The 17,100-nt window shown below is 62.8% G+C and carries 19 protein-coding genes and 1 riboswitch; of the genes, 6 read left to right on the top strand and 13 right to left on the bottom strand.

The annotated features are described in order from the left end of the window. Positions 1-88: 88 nt before the first annotated feature. The 3 genes from BQ8794_RS32160 to BQ8794_RS32150 are packed head-to-tail and all read right to left on the bottom strand — an operon-like array spanning position 89 to position 2,771. A complete protein-coding gene (locus BQ8794_RS32160; RefSeq protein ID WP_077383639.1) occupies positions 89-940 on the bottom strand; it encodes an ABC transporter permease in 852 nt (283 codons plus the stop codon). Then, positions 927-1,757 carry an ABC transporter ATP-binding protein gene (locus BQ8794_RS32155; RefSeq protein WP_077383637.1) on the bottom strand — a complete coding sequence of 277 codons (831 nt, stop codon included), beginning with the start codon at positions 1,755-1,757 and terminating at the stop codon, positions 927-929. Before BQ8794_RS32155 ends, BQ8794_RS32160 begins: the two co-directional genes overlap by 14 nt. 9 nt (positions 1,758-1,766) lie before the next feature. Then, a complete protein-coding gene (locus BQ8794_RS32150) occupies positions 1,767-2,771 on the bottom strand; it encodes an ABC transporter substrate-binding protein (RefSeq protein WP_077383635.1) in 1,005 nt (334 codons plus the stop codon). Between the two features lie 254 nt (positions 2,772-3,025). On the opposite strand from BQ8794_RS32150, the gene BQ8794_RS32145 reads away from it, so the two are divergent. Next, positions 3,026-3,409 (top strand): RidA family protein, encoded by a 384-nt coding sequence (locus BQ8794_RS32145; protein ID WP_077383633.1) that lies wholly within the window; start codon positions 3,026-3,028, stop codon positions 3,407-3,409. Between the two features lie 211 nt (positions 3,410-3,620). Beyond that, positions 3,621-4,424 carry a creatininase family protein gene (locus BQ8794_RS32140; protein ID WP_077383631.1) on the top strand — a complete coding sequence of 268 codons (804 nt, stop codon included), beginning with the start codon at positions 3,621-3,623 and terminating at the stop codon, positions 4,422-4,424. 165 nt (positions 4,425-4,589) lie between these two features. On the opposite strand, the gene BQ8794_RS32135 is transcribed toward BQ8794_RS32140, so the two are convergent. The 3 genes from BQ8794_RS32135 to cobD all read right to left on the bottom strand — a co-directional run bounded on the left by BQ8794_RS32135 (position 4,590) and on the right by cobD (position 7,421). Further along, positions 4,590-5,804: a serine hydrolase domain-containing protein gene (locus BQ8794_RS32135; RefSeq protein WP_077383629.1), complete on the bottom strand. Its 1,215-nt coding sequence runs from the start codon at positions 5,802-5,804 to the stop codon at positions 4,590-4,592. Positions 5,805-5,865: 61 nt separating this feature from the next. Next, on the bottom strand, positions 5,866-6,369 hold the full coding sequence (locus BQ8794_RS32130) for a tyrosine phosphatase family protein (protein ID WP_077383627.1): 504 nt from the start codon (positions 6,367-6,369) through the stop codon (positions 5,866-5,868). After that, complete coding sequence (gene cobD, locus BQ8794_RS32125; RefSeq protein WP_077383625.1) at positions 6,366-7,421, bottom strand: threonine-phosphate decarboxylase CobD; 1,056 nt, start codon at positions 7,419-7,421, stop codon at positions 6,366-6,368. The genes BQ8794_RS32130 and cobD overlap by 4 nt, the downstream gene beginning before the upstream one ends. Between cobD and cbiB the strand changes: the two genes are divergently transcribed. Beyond that, entirely contained in the window at positions 7,420-8,388 is a 969-nt protein-coding gene (gene cbiB / locus BQ8794_RS32120) for an adenosylcobinamide-phosphate synthase CbiB (protein WP_077383622.1), read from the top strand. The two genes, cobD and cbiB, sit on opposite strands and share 2 nt — an antisense overlap. Positions 8,389-8,782: 394 nt before the next feature. On the opposite strand, the gene cobO is transcribed toward cbiB, so the two are convergent. The 5 genes from cobO to BQ8794_RS32095 form a co-directional block, all read right to left on the bottom strand. Further along, the gene (cobO, locus tag BQ8794_RS32115) at positions 8,783-9,397 is read right to left on the bottom strand and encodes a cob(I)yrinic acid a,c-diamide adenosyltransferase (protein ID WP_077383620.1); all 615 of its coding nucleotides are present in this window, start codon (positions 9,395-9,397) and stop codon (positions 8,783-8,785) included. Position 9,398: 1 nt separating this feature from the next. Continuing rightward, positions 9,399-9,896, bottom strand: a complete 498-nt coding sequence (gene cobU, locus BQ8794_RS32110; RefSeq protein WP_143744815.1) for a bifunctional adenosylcobinamide kinase/adenosylcobinamide-phosphate guanylyltransferase — start codon at positions 9,894-9,896, stop codon at positions 9,399-9,401. Positions 9,897-9,918: 22 nt separating this feature from the next. Then, on the bottom strand, positions 9,919-10,683 hold the full coding sequence (locus tag BQ8794_RS32105; protein ID WP_077383616.1) for a CbtA family protein: 765 nt from the start codon (positions 10,681-10,683) through the stop codon (positions 9,919-9,921). A 15-nt stretch (positions 10,684-10,698) separates the two neighbouring features. Then, on the bottom strand, positions 10,699-10,878 hold the full coding sequence (locus BQ8794_RS32100; protein ID WP_077383614.1) for a CbtB domain-containing protein: 180 nt from the start codon (positions 10,876-10,878) through the stop codon (positions 10,699-10,701). Positions 10,879-10,915: 37 nt separating this feature from the next. Then, a riboswitch (cobalamin riboswitch) is annotated at positions 10,916-11,108 on the bottom strand. Positions 11,109-11,173: 65 nt separating this feature from the next. Next, a complete protein-coding gene (locus tag BQ8794_RS32095) occupies positions 11,174-11,866 on the bottom strand; it encodes a gamma-glutamylcyclotransferase (protein WP_077383612.1) in 693 nt (230 codons plus the stop codon). Positions 11,867-11,984: 118 nt separating this feature from the next. Between BQ8794_RS32095 and BQ8794_RS32090 the strand changes: the two genes are divergently transcribed. The 3 genes from BQ8794_RS32090 to BQ8794_RS32080 all read left to right on the top strand — a co-directional run bounded on the left by BQ8794_RS32090 (position 11,985) and on the right by BQ8794_RS32080 (position 14,772). Continuing rightward, positions 11,985-13,166: an aromatic ring-hydroxylating oxygenase subunit alpha gene (locus BQ8794_RS32090; RefSeq protein WP_077383611.1), complete on the top strand. Its 1,182-nt coding sequence runs from the start codon at positions 11,985-11,987 to the stop codon at positions 13,164-13,166. A 95-nt stretch (positions 13,167-13,261) separates the two neighbouring features. Beyond that, a complete protein-coding gene (locus BQ8794_RS32085; protein WP_077383610.1) occupies positions 13,262-14,254 on the top strand; it encodes an acetyltransferase domain-containing protein in 993 nt (330 codons plus the stop codon). Beyond that, positions 14,251-14,772, top strand: coding sequence for a methyltransferase family protein (locus BQ8794_RS32080; protein WP_077383608.1), 522 nt, complete (start codon positions 14,251-14,253; stop codon positions 14,770-14,772). Before BQ8794_RS32085 ends, BQ8794_RS32080 begins: the two co-directional genes overlap by 4 nt. Before the next feature lie 44 nt (positions 14,773-14,816). Here the strand turns inward: BQ8794_RS32080 and BQ8794_RS32075 are convergent, their stop codons facing one another. Continuing rightward, positions 14,817-15,203 carry a MerR family transcriptional regulator gene (locus tag BQ8794_RS32075; protein ID WP_023685221.1) on the bottom strand — a complete coding sequence of 129 codons (387 nt, stop codon included), beginning with the start codon at positions 15,201-15,203 and terminating at the stop codon, positions 14,817-14,819. Positions 15,204-15,351: 148 nt separating this feature from the next. Beyond that, on the bottom strand, positions 15,352-16,779 hold the full coding sequence (gene mgtE, locus BQ8794_RS32070; protein ID WP_077383606.1) for a magnesium transporter: 1,428 nt from the start codon (positions 16,777-16,779) through the stop codon (positions 15,352-15,354). Between the last annotated feature and the right edge of the window lie 321 nt (positions 16,780-17,100).

The raw sequence follows: 17,100 nt of genomic DNA, 5'->3' as shown, positions 1-17,100 counted from the left end.
CGGGGAGAAGTGCCCGGCAGGGCGATGAGGGGCAGCGCCAACGCCGGAAAGGATAACAGGCAGTTTTTGCCTTGAACACGACCCACCATCATCGCTCCTGCTTCAGCGCACTCTCGTGCCAGCGTCGCAGGATCAGATGTGAGATCAGCGACAGCACCAGGAAGATCAGAATGCCGGTGAACGAGATCAGGATCAGCGCCGCGAACAGCCGCGGTGCGTTGAGCCGGTAGCCGGCCTCGATGATGCGCGAGGCCAGCCCCGACGACTGTCCCTGGGCCCCGGCGACGAACTCCGCCACCACCGCGCCGATCAGCGACAGGCCGCCGGCGATCTTCAGCCCGCCGAGGAAATAGGGCATCGCCGCCGGAAGGCGCAGGTAGCGCAATTGCTGCCAGCGGGTCGCGCCGTTAAGTCTGAACATGTCGCGCAGATTGCGGTCGACCGAGTTGAGGCCGAGCGTCGTATTGGACAGGATCGGGAAGAAAGCGACGATCCAGGCACACAGCAGAAGCTTGGTCGTCTGGTTGTCGACATAGATGTTGATCAGCGGGAAGATCGCGACGATCGGCGTCACCTGCAGCACGATGGCAAACGGGAAGAACGACATCTCCACCCATTTCGATTGCGTAAACAGCACCGCCAGCCCGACACCGCCGATGACCGCCAGAAGCAGGCTGAGAAAGGTGATCCTGAGCGTCACCAGCAGCGAGGAGAACAGCAGCCCGGCATCGTCGAACAGCGTTTGCAGCACCACACCGGGGCGCGGCAGGATATATTTCGGGATGTCGTTCCAGATGCAGAGGCGGTCCCACAGCCAGATGGCCAGGACCATGATCGCCAGCGGCAGCAGCCATCGGCCGATCCGCTCGAGCCGCTCCTGGCGCACGCGACGCGCCTCCTCTGGATCGAGCGTCAGTGCGTGTTCTTCAATGGCCGTCATGATGAGGTCCGGCGGTTGAGTTGATGGCGCCGATCAGCACATCGGACGCCTGGCGGCAGAGCGCGGCATAGGCGGGCGAAGTGCGGAAGGCTTCGTTGCGCGGATAGGACGCATCGATGGCGAGCTCTTTGAACACCCTGCCCGGTCGCGCCGCCATGACGACGACTCGGTTGGAGAGGAAAACGCTTTCGAAGACGCTGTGGGTCACGAAGACGACGGTAAAACGCTCGTCCTGCCACAGTTCCAGAAGATCGTTGTTGAGCTTGAAGCGGGTGATCTCGTCCAATGCCGCAAATGGCTCGTCCATCAGCAGAATACGCGGCTTGGTCACCATGGCGCGGGCGATCGAGACGCGCATCTTCATGCCGCCGGACAATTCGCGCGGCACGGCCTTCTCGAAGCCGGTCAGATGAACCCGCGCCAGCATCTCCATCACGACAGGTGCAGCCTTGGCCCGCGACACGCCCCTCAGCCTGAGCGGCAGCCAGACATTGTCGAAGACGTCGGCCCAGGGCAGCAGCGTCGGTTCCTGGAAGACGAAGCCGATGTCAGAGCGATCGGCAGCGCTGCTGCCGCGCCAGTCGAGCAGGCCGGAGGTCGGCGTCGCAAGACCGGCGATGAGGCGCAAGGCCGTCGACTTGCCACAGCCGGACGGGCCGAGAAGGCTGACGAAGTCGCCTTCCCGGATCGTCAGGTCGACGTCTCTGAGCGCTGTCACGCCGTTTGAAAAGACTTTGCCGACGCCGCGCAGCGCCAGCAGCATCGGACCTTTGCCCGATGCGCTTGCCGGCGCTTGCGCCACTTTCTCCTGCATCATGCCCGGGTGCTATTTCTTCAGGTCGATCCCGACGCCCTTGTTGACGAAGGCCAGCGTGTAGGACTTCTTGATGTCGACGTCGGCCGGCACGACCTTGGCCTTGACCATCTTGTCGTAGAAGCTCTGGATGCGCGCGTCGGTCATCGCGCCGATGCCGAGTTTCTCCGTGTCGCCGGAATCGACGATGCCGAATTTCTTCATCTGCTCGATCGAAAACGCGATCTGCTCGTCGCTGATATCGGGGTTGTCCTTCTTGATCGCCGCGTTGGCGGCAGCGTTGTCGCCGTAGAGATAGTTGTACCAACCCTTGGCCGAGCCATCGACGAAGCACTGAACCACCTCCGGCCGCTTGTCGATCGTCGCCTGCATGGTCTCGATCGTCGTCGCATAAGTGTCGAAGCCGTAGTCGGCGAGCAGGAACACATTGGGCTGGAAGCCGCCTTCCTTGGCGACGGCGAAGGGCTCCGAGGTCACGTAACCCTGCTGGATCGACTTCGGATTGGCGATGAAGGGTGCGGGGTTGAACGTATAGGGCACGCGCTTGGCCGGATCGAAGCCGAACTCCGTGATCATCCACTGGAAGTAGCTCTGTGCACCTTCGTCAGCGATGATGTACTGGTCCGCGTTCTTCAGATCCTCCCATCTGTCGAGCCCCTGACCCGGATGGCTCATGATCACCTGCGGCTCTTTCTGGAACGAGGCGGCGACGACGCGCAGCGGAATCTCCTGCTGCACGGCGTCGAAGGCCTGCAGCATGTTGCCGCCCATGTAGAAGTCGATCTTGCCGGCGAGCAACAGCGGCCGACCGCTGACCTGCGGGCCACCTTGCATGATGGTTACGTCGAGCCCGCAAGCGGCATAGGTGCCATCAGCGGCCGCCTGATAGTAGCCGCCGTGCTCGGCCTGGGCGAGCCAGTTGGTGCCGAACGTGACTTTTTCATTTGCTGCCGCGCTCAGCGTGCTTGCGGCAAGCAGCACGATCGCGCGCACCGAAATCTTGAGTTTTCCGTCCATCCACACCACCCTCTGTTGGCTCCGGCGCGCCACGCACCGGGCTCGACACCATCGATTCAAGAAGCAAGACACATGCCATCGCCGAGACCGCCCGCCTGCGCAACGGTGGTGGGCGAAGGCCGGACGGGTCATGCTGTACCGAAGGCATCGTGCCTATTTTTTGAACGCCTGTCCACAATCGCCCTGATAACATGCACCGCATCTTGAAGGCTCGCCCAATCCGGCCTTAGGCTGGCGGCAGACTGGAGATTTTCATGTTCAAATTCCTGACGCCGAAGTCGATCAAGCCGCCCTTTGCCCGCTACAGCCATGGCGTCGAGGTGCCGCCCGGCAAGCGGCTGGTGCTGTGTTCTGGCCAGGTCGCCATCACGCCGGACGGTCAGATCCCGGAGGATGCCGGCGCGCAGGCCGATCTCTGTTTTCAAAACATCGCAGCGATTCTCGGCGACGCCGGGCTTGGACTTTCCGACATCGTCCGCATCAACGCCTATGTCACCGACCGCGCCTTCCTGAAACCCTATATGGACGTTCGCGATCGCCTGTTCACCAGCCCGGCGCCGGCTTCGACGCTGATGATCGTATCCGGTTTCGCGCGGCCGGAATTCAAGGTCGAGATCGAGGTCATCGCGGCAGGGTGAGGAGCCGGCTGGAATCGACAGGCCGTTGATCTCAAGTTACACGACAAATGCTGGTGCTGCCCCTCATCCGCCTGCCGGCACCTTCTCCGCGTTAGTGATTGGGAGAAGAGGCTGGCCGAAACACTGGCGATCCCCTCTCCCCGTCCTTTACGGGGAGAGGGCAAGGGCGAGGGGCAGCGCAGACGCGTATTCAGTCTCTTCGAGGTTCAAAATGGCCGGAACAAAAAAACGCGTGTGGTGGGGCGATTACCGGACCACCGAATACGCCACCGTCGATCCGGAGGCGACGATCGCCGTCCTGCCGGTGGCGGCGATCGAACAGCACGGGCCGCATCTGCCGGTTTCGACCGACACCTCGATCATGAACGGCATGCTGGAAACGGTGATCGCTCGCCTGCCCGGCGATCTCGACATCCGCATCCTGCCGGTCCAGGCGGTGGGCAAGTCGAACGAGCATCTGCATGCACCGGGAACGCTCACTTTGCCGGCGGCGACCTTGATCGAAGCCTGGACCGAGCTTGGCCTGTCGATTGCGCGGGCCGGCGTCAGGAAACTGATCGTCGTCAACTCGCATGGCGGTAACGAGGAGATCATGGGCATCATCACGCGCGAATTGCGCGTGCGCGCCAAAATGCTGGCGGTGAAGACGAGCTGGCAGCGCTTTGGCCGGCCGGCCGGCATGTTCACCGAGCTCGAGGACCGTCACGGCATCCATGGCGGCGACGTCGAGACCTCGTTGATGCTGCATTTCCGGCCGGAACTCGTCGACATGGCCAAGGCCGACAATTTCATTTCCAACGTCGCTCGCGCCGAAAAGGAGTTTTCGCTGCTGCGCCACACCGGAACGCATGCCTTTGCCTGGATTGCCACCGACCTCAATCCGAATGGCGTGGTCGGCGACGCCGGCATTGCAGCAGCCGAAAAGGGCCGGCTGACCGCCGAGCATCAGGCCGACGGTTTCATCGGCCTGATCAGAGATGTGAGAAAGGCCAAGCTCGCCGACTGGCTGACCTAGAGCAATTCCAGGAAAAGTGTGAAACGGTTTTCCGTCCGGAATTGCGTCAAACAAAGAGTTAGAGCGGTTCATCGTTTCCGTGAAACGATGAACCGCTCTAGGTGTTTGATCCCAACAGCTCAGGCCTCGCTCACGAGGGGCGATTCCATTCGCGCGCGAGTGTCCTCACTTCACCTCTTGAAGCGGCGACACCGTGTAGATTTCGTCCAGTATCTTCACCATCAAGGTGTTGGCGGTCGCCTGGCCGTCGAGCGCGAGCGTCAGGTTGGTCCATATGACCAGGGTGACGTCATTAGCCGGATCGTAGCCCATGAAGGACTGGTAACCGGGCATCTCGCCTTCGTGATAGTAGATTTCGTTAGGCCCGAAGGTCAGCGTGAGGATGCCATAGCCGTATTTTTGCATGGCAGGTTCGCCCGGCTCCGGCGCCTCAGGGCTTGCTAGCCACTGCCGCTGGAAGTCGGCATTGAAGAGCTTGCCCCCGACCAGCGCGCGCACCCAGGTCGCGAGGTCATCCGCGGTGGAGATGACTCCGCCAGCCGCAAAATAGGCGGACGGATTCTGCCATGTATCGTCGTTGGGTTTGAGCGTTCCCGCCCTGGCCGCAGCCTGGAGGTCGTCCGGATAGGGCGAATCAGCCAGGGCGTACGAGGTACTGCCGTAGAGGTAGCCGTTTGAGTATGGCTCGGGGATGTCGTTCGACGTGGCCGGCGGCAACGCCGTGTTCTTCATGCCGAGCGGCCCGAACAGACGGTCCCGGAAGATGGTCGAGAGCGGCTTGCCGTCGATCTTCTCGGCAACAAGGCCGAGCAGATAGTAGTTGGTGTTGTTGTACTCGAATTCGGCACCCGGCGCGAAGTCCGGCGGCCGTTTGAACGCCATGCCGAGTACTTCGTCAGCGGTCCATACCCTGTAAGGTTCCTTGTCCAGGCTTTCGGCAAGTTCCGCCGCATTGGTGAAGTTAGGGAGGCCGCTCCGCATTGTTATGAGCTGCCGAATGGTGATCTCGTCGCCGTTGGGAACGCCCTGGACGTATTTCGAGATCGGATCAGCGAAGCTCAGTTTCCCTTCCTGCACCAGTTGCACGATGACAGCGGCGGTCATCGTCTTGGTGTTCGAGGCCGCACGGAAGTGGGTATCGGCGCGCGGCGGGTTCGTGGCACCCAGTTCAGTCGTACCGTAGCCGAAGACGAGGTTGCCCCGCGGAGTCGTGAGCAAAACCATGGCACCGGGCAGCATAAGTTCCTTGGCCAAACCTTCGACGGTGGCTTGGAGCGCTGCCGGGTCGATCGACTTGAGAGCCGGCATGGACGCGGCCGTGGCGCTGCCTGTCGCGCAGACCACGCTAACAAAGATGGCCAAAATTCTCCCGATCATCATTCGCCCCCTTTGGCCGCGTCCTAGAACTCCTACGCACTTTTCCTGAAATTTGTTTTTAGGCTCAGATTCTCAATTCGAACGGCGTGCCTTCGAAAGCATCCGCGCCGCGCCCGATCGCCTGGATCGCTTCGATCATCCGGCCGTTGCGATCAAGCAGCGTGTCGGCCACCGAAATCAATCGCGGATTAGGTGTTGCCGAGGGCGACAGCGCGCGCAAAGTCTCAGCCAATTCGAACTCGTCGCGCTTCGGCGCCAGTGCTGCCGCAATGATGTAGGCCGAGGCGGTCGACCGGCTGATGCCGGCATAGCAATGCACGACCAGCGGCCTTGCACGATCCCATCGGCGCGCGAAATCGAGCAGGTTGCGGACATGCTCCTCGCCCGGCATGGTCATGCCCTCTTGCGCCACGGCAATGTCGTGCATGACCAGATGCAGATGGTTTTCCCGGGAGATCGAGGCCGGGCGCGTCACTTCGGTACCGGCGGCCAGCAGAGAAAGCAGCCACTCGGCGCCGGTCTTCGCGACTGTTTCCTCGATTTTCGACAGCGAACAGACATGGATCATTGTTTGATCTCCTTGGCGTCATCGTCGCGCTGTTGCGCCCAGTCGGCAAGAGCCGATTCGAGCCGCTGCCATTCCTCGTCGCCGCCCGGCAGCCCGGCGCGCAGCACATGCGGACGGTCGGAGAAATGGCGAAGCAGGATGCCGCGCTCGCCAAGCACCGAAAACAGACCGGCGGCGTCCGACAGCCTGATATAGCGGAACAGCGTGGTGCCGCCGGCAACAGCAACGCCGAAGCGGCCGAACAGCGCATCGACCCGCGCGGCATCCTCTGCCAGACGGCGCCGCATTTCGGCCTGCCAGCCGCTGTCGGCAAGCGCGCGGAGCCCATATTCGAGCGCCGGTCCGGCAACCGCCCACGGCCCGAACTGCGCCTCCAGCCGTTCGACCGTCAGCGCGTCGGCCAGTGCAAAGCCAAGCCGCAGGCCGGCAAGACCAAAGAACTTGCCGAAGGACCGCAGCACGACAACGCCACCCTGGCCGACATCGCCGGCTAGGCTTTCCGCGCGCGGGCCGACATCCATGAACGCCTCGTCGACGACCAGCAGACCGCCTCTGGCGCGCAATTTTCCGGCAAGCTCAAGCAGCCTCTTGCGTGCAATGACGCGCCCGTCCGGATTGTTGGGGTTGACGACGATGGCGAGGTCGGCTCCTGCCAGGGCCTCGAAATCGTCGACCTCCATCACCGCATGACCGACGATCGCCGCCGCCCGCTGATGTTCAGCATAGGTCGGCCCGAGCACCAGCGCCTTGCCGGGGCTCGCCAGCGAGGCGACGCGCGGCAACAGGATCTGCGTGCCCGGCGCGGCCACCACATTCGCTGCCGATGGCGCACCGTAGGCGCTTGCCGCAACGTCGGCCAGATCACGGACCCGCGCAGCTTCCGGCAATCTTGACAGAGCGGTGGCGGGCAACTCAAAAAACGGGTAGGAGTGCGGATTGATACCGGTCGAGAGGTCGACAAAGGGCTGCGGCGCATTGGAAAAAAGCGCCATCGCCCGGCCAAGGCTTCCGCCGTGATCCACCACTGCCGCCGCTCCATCAAGAGACTTCATGTCGATCCTGATCGCTTTCCTGTCACTGCTTGTTGAATTCGCTGTCGGCTATCCCAGCTGGCTGCTCGGCGCCATCGGCCATCCCGTCACCTGGTTCGGCAGGCTGATATCCTTTCTCGACCGCAGGCTCAACCGCGATACTGATTCCGACGCCCTGCGTCGCCGGCGCGGTGTTCATGCGCTGCTGATCATCGTGCTGGTGCCGGCCACCATCGCTTTCGCGGTGGAAACCATGCTCGCGGGCATTCCAGCCGGATTGATCCTCACCGCGCTCCTGGCGACATCGCTGCTGTCGCAGAAGAGCCTGGCCGAGCATGTCGAGGCGGTGGCCGACGGACTCGACAATGGCGGACTCGACATCGGTCGTGTTGCCGTCTCGCAGATCGTCGGCCGCGATCCGGAAAAGCTCGACAGAGCCGGCGTCTGCCGCGCGGCGATCGAGAGCCTCGCCGAAAATTTTTCCGACGGCGTCGTCGCGCCGGTCTTCTGGATCGGCGTCGGCGGGCTGGCCGGCGGCGTCGCCTACAAGGCCGCCAACACCGCCGATTCGATGATCGGCCACCGCACGCCGCGCCACGAGGCTTTTGGCCGGGCGGCGGCGCGCTTCGACGATCTGATCAACCTGCCGGCGTCGCGGCTGACCGCGCTGCTCATCGTGCTGGCCGCCTTCCTGGTCAAAGACGCCGATGCCGGCAACGCCTGGCGCACCGTGCGGCGCGACGCGAAAAAGCACCGCTCGCCCAATGCCGGCTGGCCTGAGGCGGCGATGGCCGGCGCGCTCGGCCTGGCGTTGGCCGGGCCGCGCTCCTACGACGGCGTCATGGTCGACGACGCGTTCATGGGCGAAGGCGGCCGCCGCGATGTCGAGAGCATGGACATCAGGCGAGCGCTGAGACTCTATCGGGCTGCCGACTTGCTGCTGATAGCACTGTTCGGCTTGCTGTCGGTGATCGTCATCGTTGCGTGATGTCCAGACCTGCGCCGGTCGAGATCCGCTAAAATAAAAGAACCCGCCTCAAGGGGCGGGTCGCGGGCGCAAATCAGCACCATACAACACAACTGCCGGCACAAAGCAAGAACGCCAATCGCTTCAGGCTGGCGCTGCCCCTCATCCGCCTGCCGGCACCTCCTCCCCGTGTAGTGACGGGGAGAAGGGGGCTTGTCGCGACCCTCGGCACCCTTTCCGCAACGCTGGAGATTGGCGAAATCCTCTGCGAAGTCGTCCTTTCTCCCCGTCACTACACGGGGAGAAATGCCCGGCAGGGCAATGAGGGGCGGCGCTGAGATCGACAAATTAGCCATTTCAACATGAGTTGGATGCATCGTCTGCCCGAAGCATTGCCCCTCGCGCGGGCAAAACCTCAGAACTCTATGCCTTGCTGCGCCTTCACGCCGGCGGAAAAGTGATGCTTGGTCACGCCCATCTCGGTGACCAGATCGGCGGCATCGACCAGCGCCGGCTTGGCGTTGCGGCCGGTGACGACGACATGCAGGTTTTCGCGCCGGCCTTTCAGCGCCGTCACCACCGTGTCGAGATCGAGATAGTCGTAGCGCAGCGCGATATTCAACTCGTCGAGCACCAGCAGGCTGATCGATGGATCGGCCATCAGCTCGAGCACCTGGGCCCAGGCAGCCTCGGCGGCGGCGATGTCGCGCTTCAGATCCTGCGTTTCCCAGGTAAAACCCTCGCCCATCGTGTGCCAGACGACCCGGTCGCCAAAGGCGGCAAAGGCGTCCTTCTCGCCGGTGTGCCATTTGCCCTTGATGAACTGGACGACGCCGACACGCCTGCCGTAGCCGAGCATCCTCAGCGCCAGTCCGAAGGCGGCAGTGGTCTTGCCCTTGCCGGGGCCGGTGTTGACGATCAGCAGTCCCTTCTCGACGGTCTTGGCCGCGACCTCGGCGTCCTGCACCGCCTTGCGCTTGGCCATCTTGGCGCGGTGGCGTTCCTCGTCCCTGTCGTCGATATCGGTCATATCACTTCACCTTGAGCGGCAGTCCCGCCACCATCAGCAGCACCGTGCCGGCGACGGCGGCGACCTGCTGGTTGAGCCGGCCGGCGGCATCGCGAAACCGGCGGGCAAACGCATTGTCGGGCACGATGCCCTGGCCGACCTCGTTGGAAACCACGAACCACGGCCCGCGCGACCGCGACAGCACATCCGCCAGCCCTCGGCATTCGGCCTCAATGTCGCGTTCGGCCAGCATATGGTTGGACAGCCACAGCGTCAGGCAGTCGATCAGGACGGGCCGGCCGTCAGGCAGCGCCCCGATCGCGCCGACGAGATCGAGCGGTGCGTCGATGGTCGTCCAGCCGTCGCCGCGCCGCGTCCGGTGCAGCGCGATGCGTTCGCGCATCTCGTCGTCATAGGCTTGCGCCGTGGCGATATAGGTCCACGGCGCCGGACAGGCCGCCACCAGGCTTTCGGCATGCGCGCTCTTGCCCGAGCGTGCACCGCCGATGACCAGGGTCAGCTTGCTGCCTGGAGCAGCGCGATCAGGCAAAGCTGTCGCGCAGGCCGGTTGCGGTGCCAGTCAAGCGTCCGCGCACCAAGCCGGCGACAGCGCCGAGCACCAGCCAGAACACCAGATTGGTCAGCGTCACCGCCACCACGAACTGGTGGTGCAGGCCGTCCGGGATCGGCGATTCGAAACTGTCGGGCTGCGGCGCGCCGACAATATGCGGCGCCACGATCAGCCCCACGGCAATCACCGCCAGCGGCAATGACTTGCGAAAGGCGAGCAGGCCGAGACCGGCCGCGGTCGCCACCACCGTCGCCGTCCACCAGATCTGGCGCTGGGCGAGATCGGCCGCCGGCATCGCCGGCAGTTCGGGCGGCAAGCCGAGGTTCGGAGCCAGCGTGAACACGGCGAAGCCGGCAAAGCCCCAGAACAGGCCCTGACGCCAGTTGCCGATGCCGCCGGCGAACTCCGAAGCGGCGACCAGGATCAGCGCAAAGCCGATGCCGGTGACGACATTGGCAACGACGTTGAAGGCGAAGCGTTCAAAACCATCGGCCGGCGCCCAGCCTTCCTCTTCCGCGGTGGCTGCTTCAGCCGGCATGGCGCTGCTCATGGCATTGCTGTCTGTCGCGGCCGGCGCCAAACCATGGTCATGCGTGTGACCACCGCCGGCCTGTTCGTAGACTTCCGCCTTGAGGATGAGCGGCACCGTGGCGTAGGCCTGCATGCAGGCGAGAACGACGCCGGCCACAAGCCCTGCGATCGCCGCGATGAACACGACGTTGCGAAACAGTGTCATGGTGTCAGCCCCTCGTCAGTGGCAGGGAAAGCCCATCGAATGGCGATAGTCGTGGGCGGCATTGTGGACCGCATCGATATGCGAGAAGCCGACAAAACCCATGACGAAAATGCCGAGAAATGCAGCAAGCGCCAACTGCACGAAGCGCGACTGCGAGGAGACGGAAGCGCCGAGCGAGACGGAAGCGGTATTCATGTCTTGTCCTTTCGCCCTCCACCCGAGGGCATAGAAGTCAGTTCTCCTGTCGCCGGCAGGTCTCCTGGCTCGCGGATCAGCGCCCTTCCCCACCTTCCCGAAGAAACCCTTCAGTGGCATATGGAGAGGACTACCGCACACAGTTGCGGGGGCAGCCACGGCATTGGGCAAATTCTGCCCTCACCGCATTCCCTCTTGGTTCCAAAGGAACCGACGACGGCAGCGACTATAGGCAGAATCGTCGCGCCCGGCAAACCAAATTCCGCCCGCTACCAGCGTGAATGCGCCACGCGCCTCAAGGCTTCGACGCAGTGATCCGCTCGGCAACAAGCCGCTGGAGTCGCCATAGATGGCGATCGTGAATGCCGCGCTCCTCCAGATTTTTCACCGTGTTGTAGAGATAGTCGGCACCTGACCCCCAGTGTCCGCAGGACGTGGCCAGTCTTCCGACGACCTCATGATCATCAAGCGGTCCGGCATAGGTGAGGCCCTTGCGGTTGATGACGAAAGCCAGGGCCTTCAGCGGGCCGACGTCGCTCGCCAGCCCGAGCAGCCGAGGCTTGTAGCTTGTCGGCTTCAGCGTCATCTCGCGCCTGAAAAGCTTGTCCAGCTGTTGCCGCCGATCACCGTCGGCCAGCCGAAAGGCGACGCCCATGCATTGTCCGCCACGGTCGAGAGCCATCATCAAACCGGGACTATCCTTGGTGCCGCGCCAGCGCGTCATGTTCATGCAAAAGGACCGGTGCCAGCCGCGCGCCACGGCGACCCGTTCCTCGACATGATCGATTTCGGGTTTCCAGATCAGCGAGCCGTAGCCGAACAGCCAAAGCGGCTCGGCGACGGGGAGTTCAGGCCGCAATTCGTCCAGCATTGCGCCATAGTCGCTGTCGTCCAGATGCGTTGCGTCCGGATCGGGCCCAGCGTCCTCGACCTCGCGCCAGCAGCGCGCGACCAGTTCCGGCGTAAGAGACATCCGTCGTGCGGCCACGTTCCACCCCCTTATCCAGCCACATGATTATGCGCTACGATCGAAACCGGCAATGCCGGCGCCGCGATTGACAATTTTCGCCGCCGGGTGTCGGCTGGGGCACCACAGGAAGCCGGTCATGCAACCCAGCCCGAGCGAGCACGATCGCTATAACGGTTTGACGCGACTTGAACCGACGCTGCCGTCGTCAGCCTACTGGGACATCGACGCCCATCAGCGCGATCTCGACGCGATCTGGTATCGAGGTTGGCTGCTCGTCTGCCGCGAGGCCGACCTTGCCCAGCCGCTGGCGTTCAGAACGTTCCGTGTCGGCACCCAGGAGATCGTCGTGCTGCGCGACGAGACCGGCGCGCTTCGCGCCTTCCACAACACCTGCCGGCACCGCGGCTCGCAGCTCTGCCGGGAGAGCGAAGGACGGCTGAAGGCGCGGCTCATCATCTGCCCCTATCACGCCTGGTCCTATTCGCTGCGCGGCGATCTCGTACGCGTGCCGTCGAAATCGCTGCCTGAAGGCTTCGACAAGGCCGATCATCCACTCTACCGCGTCGCGCTGTCGGTGTGGCGCGGCTTTGTCTTCGTCAATCTGGCGGAAGATGCCGCCGGCACGGCAGAAACATCCTTCGATCCCGCATCCGGCAATCTCGCCAACTGGCCGCTGGAAACGCTGGTGTCCGGCCATCTGCTGCGCAAGGTGATGAACTGCAACTGGAAGATTTTTTGGGAGAACTTCAACGAGTGCCTGCATTGCCCTGGTGTCCACAAGGACCTGTCGCGGCTGGTGCCGATCTATGGCCGCGGCCTGATGGGGCGGCACGACGACCCCGAATGGGCGCGTCAGGCCGATAACGATGCGCCGGAGTTTTCCGGCGGCCTGCGGGCCGGAGCCGAGACGTGGTCGCGCGACGGCCGCGTCCACGGCCCGGTCTTTCCCAAGCTGACTTCGCCTGAGCGTAGCGCCGGACAGACTTATGCCACCAACCTGCCGTCGATGTTCATCGTCGGCCATGTCGACTATGTCAGGACCGTGCGGCTGGTGCCGCTCGGCCCGGAGCAGACCGAACTGACCGCCGAATGGCTTTTTTCGCCGGAGGCGCTCGCCGACCCGACGGCGGACATCGACAACATTGTCGCCTTCGGCCGCCAGGTTCTCGAGGAGGACGCTGAAATCTGCGCAGTCAACCAGAAGGGCCTGCGCTCGATGCGCCATAGGGCGGGCGTGCTGATGCCCGAGGAATATGAATTGCACCGCTTCCACAACTGGCTGCGTCAGCGCCACGAAACGCTTCAGCCAAAGCCCTGAACGACGAAGGGAATGGGCCCTGTCTTCTTTTGGCCCATCTTCTTTTGGGGCAACCATGATAGTCGTCTTGCAGTGCTGAATCAGATTGCGAGACCATGAGCATTCCTACGGCGGCCGTTCAGGACCGATCCGGGCGTATCATCGCCATCGACGTCGCCCGCGGCATCGCCTTGCTTGCCATGGCGAGCTACCATTTCACCTGGGATCTCGAATTCTTCGGCTACGCCGATCCCGGCCTGACCGCCTTCGGCTGGTGGAAGTTCTACGCGCGCTGCATCGCTTCGACCTTCCTGTTCCTGGTCGGCGTCAGCCTGTTCCTCGCCCATGGCAAACAAATCCGCTGGAACGGCTTCTGGAAACGCTTCGCCATGGTCGCCGGGGCGGCGCTCGCCATATCGGCCGCTACAAGGTTTTTCACACCCGACAGCTTCATCTTCTTCGGCATCCTGCACGAGATCGCGCTCGCCAGCCTGCTCGGCCTGGCGTTTCTGCGGCTGCCGGCGCTGCCGACGCTGGTTGTCGCAGCTTTCGTCATCACCGCGCCGCTCTACCTCAGGTCCGAGACCTTCGATCATCCGGCCCTGTGGTGGGTTGGCCTGTCGGCGACCAACCCGCGCTCCAACGATTATGTCCCGCTGTTTCCATGGTTCGGCGCTGTGCTTGCCGGCATGGCAGCGGCAAAACTCGCCTTCGCCTCCGGCGTGCTGACGCGGCTGGCGGGCCTGACGCCCGGCCGCTGGACCAATCCGCTGGTCTTTATCGGCCGGCACAGCCTCGCCTTCTATCTGATCCACCAGCCGGTGCTGATCGGCTCTGTCTGGCTGCTTTCGCAAGTGGCGCCGGCAGCGGTCGAAACCAGGCAGGTCACCTTCCTGAAAGAGTGTCAGACTTCTTGCGAGCAATCGCGCGACACTGAGTTCTGCTCCAGCTATTGTGTTTGCATGCTCGATACGCTCGAGGGCGAGGCCACGCTTGATCGGCTCTACCGCAACGACCAGGCTGCGGAATGGAAGGCGCATCTCGACGAGCTCGCCGGCATCTGCACTGCCAAAGCCGACAGCACTTTGATGGAGGGAGGAGCACAATGACCGACCATCAACAGAAACCGGGCCAACAGAAGCCGGGCCAACTGAAACCGGGACAGCCGAAATCAGGGCTCATACCGTGGCCGCCGCTGATCTATGTCGCGGCCATCGCCGTCAGCATCGCACTTGGCTTGCTTTATCCGCTGCCATGGATCGGCGGCCTTTTGGGCGACATCCTGTTCGCGGCCGGCTGGGTGGCATTGTTCGGCGTCGTCGCACTCTGGTTCACGGCGGTCCGCACCATGATCCGGGCAAAGACGACGCTCCACCCAAACGCCATGCCGGACCATCTGGTGACGACGGGTCCCTTCGCCGTCAGCCGCAATCCGATCTATCTCGCCAACACGCTGCTGATGATCGGCGTCGCCCTTATCTCGGGGATCGTATGGTTCCTGCTCCTGGCGATCATCGCCGCCTTCGCAACGCAGAAAATGGCGATCGAGGGCGAGGAAAAAGTTTTGGCAACGAAATTCGGCAAGAGATACCGGGATTACGCGAAAAAGGTGCGGCGCTGGATTTGAGGCGGCAAGGCCTTTTTTCAGAGTAGAATTATCAAAAAGGCCGATCAGGTGTTGACGCCAAGCTCCACCAGCCGCTCGACGCAGGATTCCTCGGCCTGGTCGAGCTCGGCCAGGGTCTCTTCGAGGTCGCGGCGCTTCTGGCGCAGATCCTCGCGCTTTTCCTCGATGCGCTTGATCATCAGGTTGAGCTGACCGACCTCGCCGGGCGGCTCCTTGTACATCTGGATGATTTCGCGGATTTCGTTGATCGAAAAGCCGAGCCTTTTGCCGCGCATGATCTGGCGGATGAGATGCCGGTCCGACGGGCGAAACAGCCGCGTGCGGCCGCGCCGTACCGGCTGCACCAGCCCTTCGTCCTCGTAGAAGCGCAGCGTCCGCGTCGAAACATCGAATTCGCGGGTCAGTTCGGTTATCGAATAATATTCCCGCATCATCACTCCAAAATGCCTGGAGCGCGGCGATCACCCGTCATGCGGCGATGCCCTTCATTCACAAAAGGGCTCATCCCGCACCGGAATCGACCGGTAGCTCTCCATCGAAACCTCGCACGCAACTTACGTAAAAGTCAATTGAAACGCCCTATCCGGCTCCCGTGCCCAGATGCAGCCACCAGGTGGCAAGGCTAAGGAAGGCGAGAAAACCAATAACGTCAGTAATCATCGTCGTGAAGATTGATGATGAAATCGCCGGATCGGCGCCGAGCCTGTCGAGGAACAGCGGAAGCAGAATGCCACCGAGTGCCGCAGCCAGCATGTTGACGATCATCGCCGCGGCAATGACGAAACCGAGATCGGGATTGTGAAACCAGAAGCCTGCGACCAGCCCGAGAATCGTTGCAATGACCATGCCATTCAGCAGGCCGACCACAACCTCGCGGCGAATGACGCGACCGGCATTGTAGATATCGAGGTCGCGTGTGGCGAGCGCTCGCACGGTCACTGTCATCGTCTGTGTGCCGGCATTGCCGCCCAGCGAGGCGACGATCGGCATCAGTGCGGCAAGTGCGACCATTTCCTCGATCGTCGCACCAAACATACTGATCACCGAGGCCGAGATGAAGGCCGTACCGAGATTGACCAGCAGCCATGGAACGCGCGAGCGCGAGGTCGAAAGGATGCTGTCCGACAATTCTTCGTCGCCGACACCGCCCATGCGCAGCAGATCCTCCTCGGCTTCCTGCTGGATGACGTCGACCACGTCGTCGATGGTCAGTACGCCGACCAGCCGCTCGTTCTCGTCGACGACGGCAGCGGAGAGAAGGTCGTATTGTTCGAATTCGCGCGCCGCCTCCTCCTGGTCCATCGTAGCCGGAATGGCGTGCCTGGTTTCATGCATCACCTCTTCGACCTTGATCGAGCGCTTGGTGCGCAGGATCTGGTCGAGGTCGATGGCGCCGAGCAGCTTGAAGCTCGGATCGATGACGAAAATCTGGCTGAAGCGGTCGGGAAGGTTATTGTCCTCGCGCATGTAGTCGATGGTCTGGCCGATCGTCCAGAATGGCGGCACCGCGACGAACTCGGTCTGCATCCGGCGGCCGGCGGTCTCTTCGGGATAGTCGAGCGAGCGGCGCAGCCTGATCCGCTCGGTGAACGGCAGTTGCGACAGGATCTCGTCCTGGTCTTCCTTTTCGAGATCCTCGAGAATGTAGACTGCGTCGTCGGAATCGAGGTCCTGCACCCCCTGGGCAATCTGTGCGTTGGGCAGGCTGTCGACGATGTCGCGGCGGATCGCCTCGTCGACCTCGGTCAGCGCGGAAAAATCGAAGTCGGCGCCCAACAATTCGACCAGCGCGCGGCGCTGTTCGGGATGGAGTGCCTCCAGCAGGTCGCCGAGTTCCGATTGGTGCAGGTCGTCGACTTCACGCTTCAGCGTCAGCGTGTCGCGATCGGCGATCGCGGCGCCGATCTGGGCAAGGAACGACGACAGAATGGCGCCGTCCTCGCCATAGATGTCGGCACTGTCCTCAGCGGTCCTGGCGCCGGTCGTCTGTTCGTCCTGGCCTTCCACCAGCGCCTCCCGCCATCAGAATTCCGGAAAAGGTGCGTGTTAGGTCTAGCGCATGACCATGAAAATCGGAATCGATTTCCAGAAAGGATCATGGGCAGCGTTAAATTGCTACAGCGTCCGTCAGATTTCAAAGTCGATGTCAGCGGGCGCAATCATCGACCAATCGCACAACGACTTGTCCGGCTCCCATAATCGTCGCGCCGAGGTTCCTCCGTATGTTCCTTATCGGCGGCTTTGGGGGTCTACCAATGCGGGCCGCGTCAATATCCTCACCGACGTGCCACCAGCCTGGCGGCCACCTGCGCTTTCGACATTTGCGGA

The sequence above is a fragment of the Mesorhizobium prunaredense genome, assembly GCF_900156895.1.
Classification (GTDB): Bacteria; Pseudomonadota; Alphaproteobacteria; order Rhizobiales; family Rhizobiaceae; genus Mesorhizobium; species Mesorhizobium prunaredense.
This window is presented reverse-complemented; position numbering and strand designations above follow the sequence as displayed.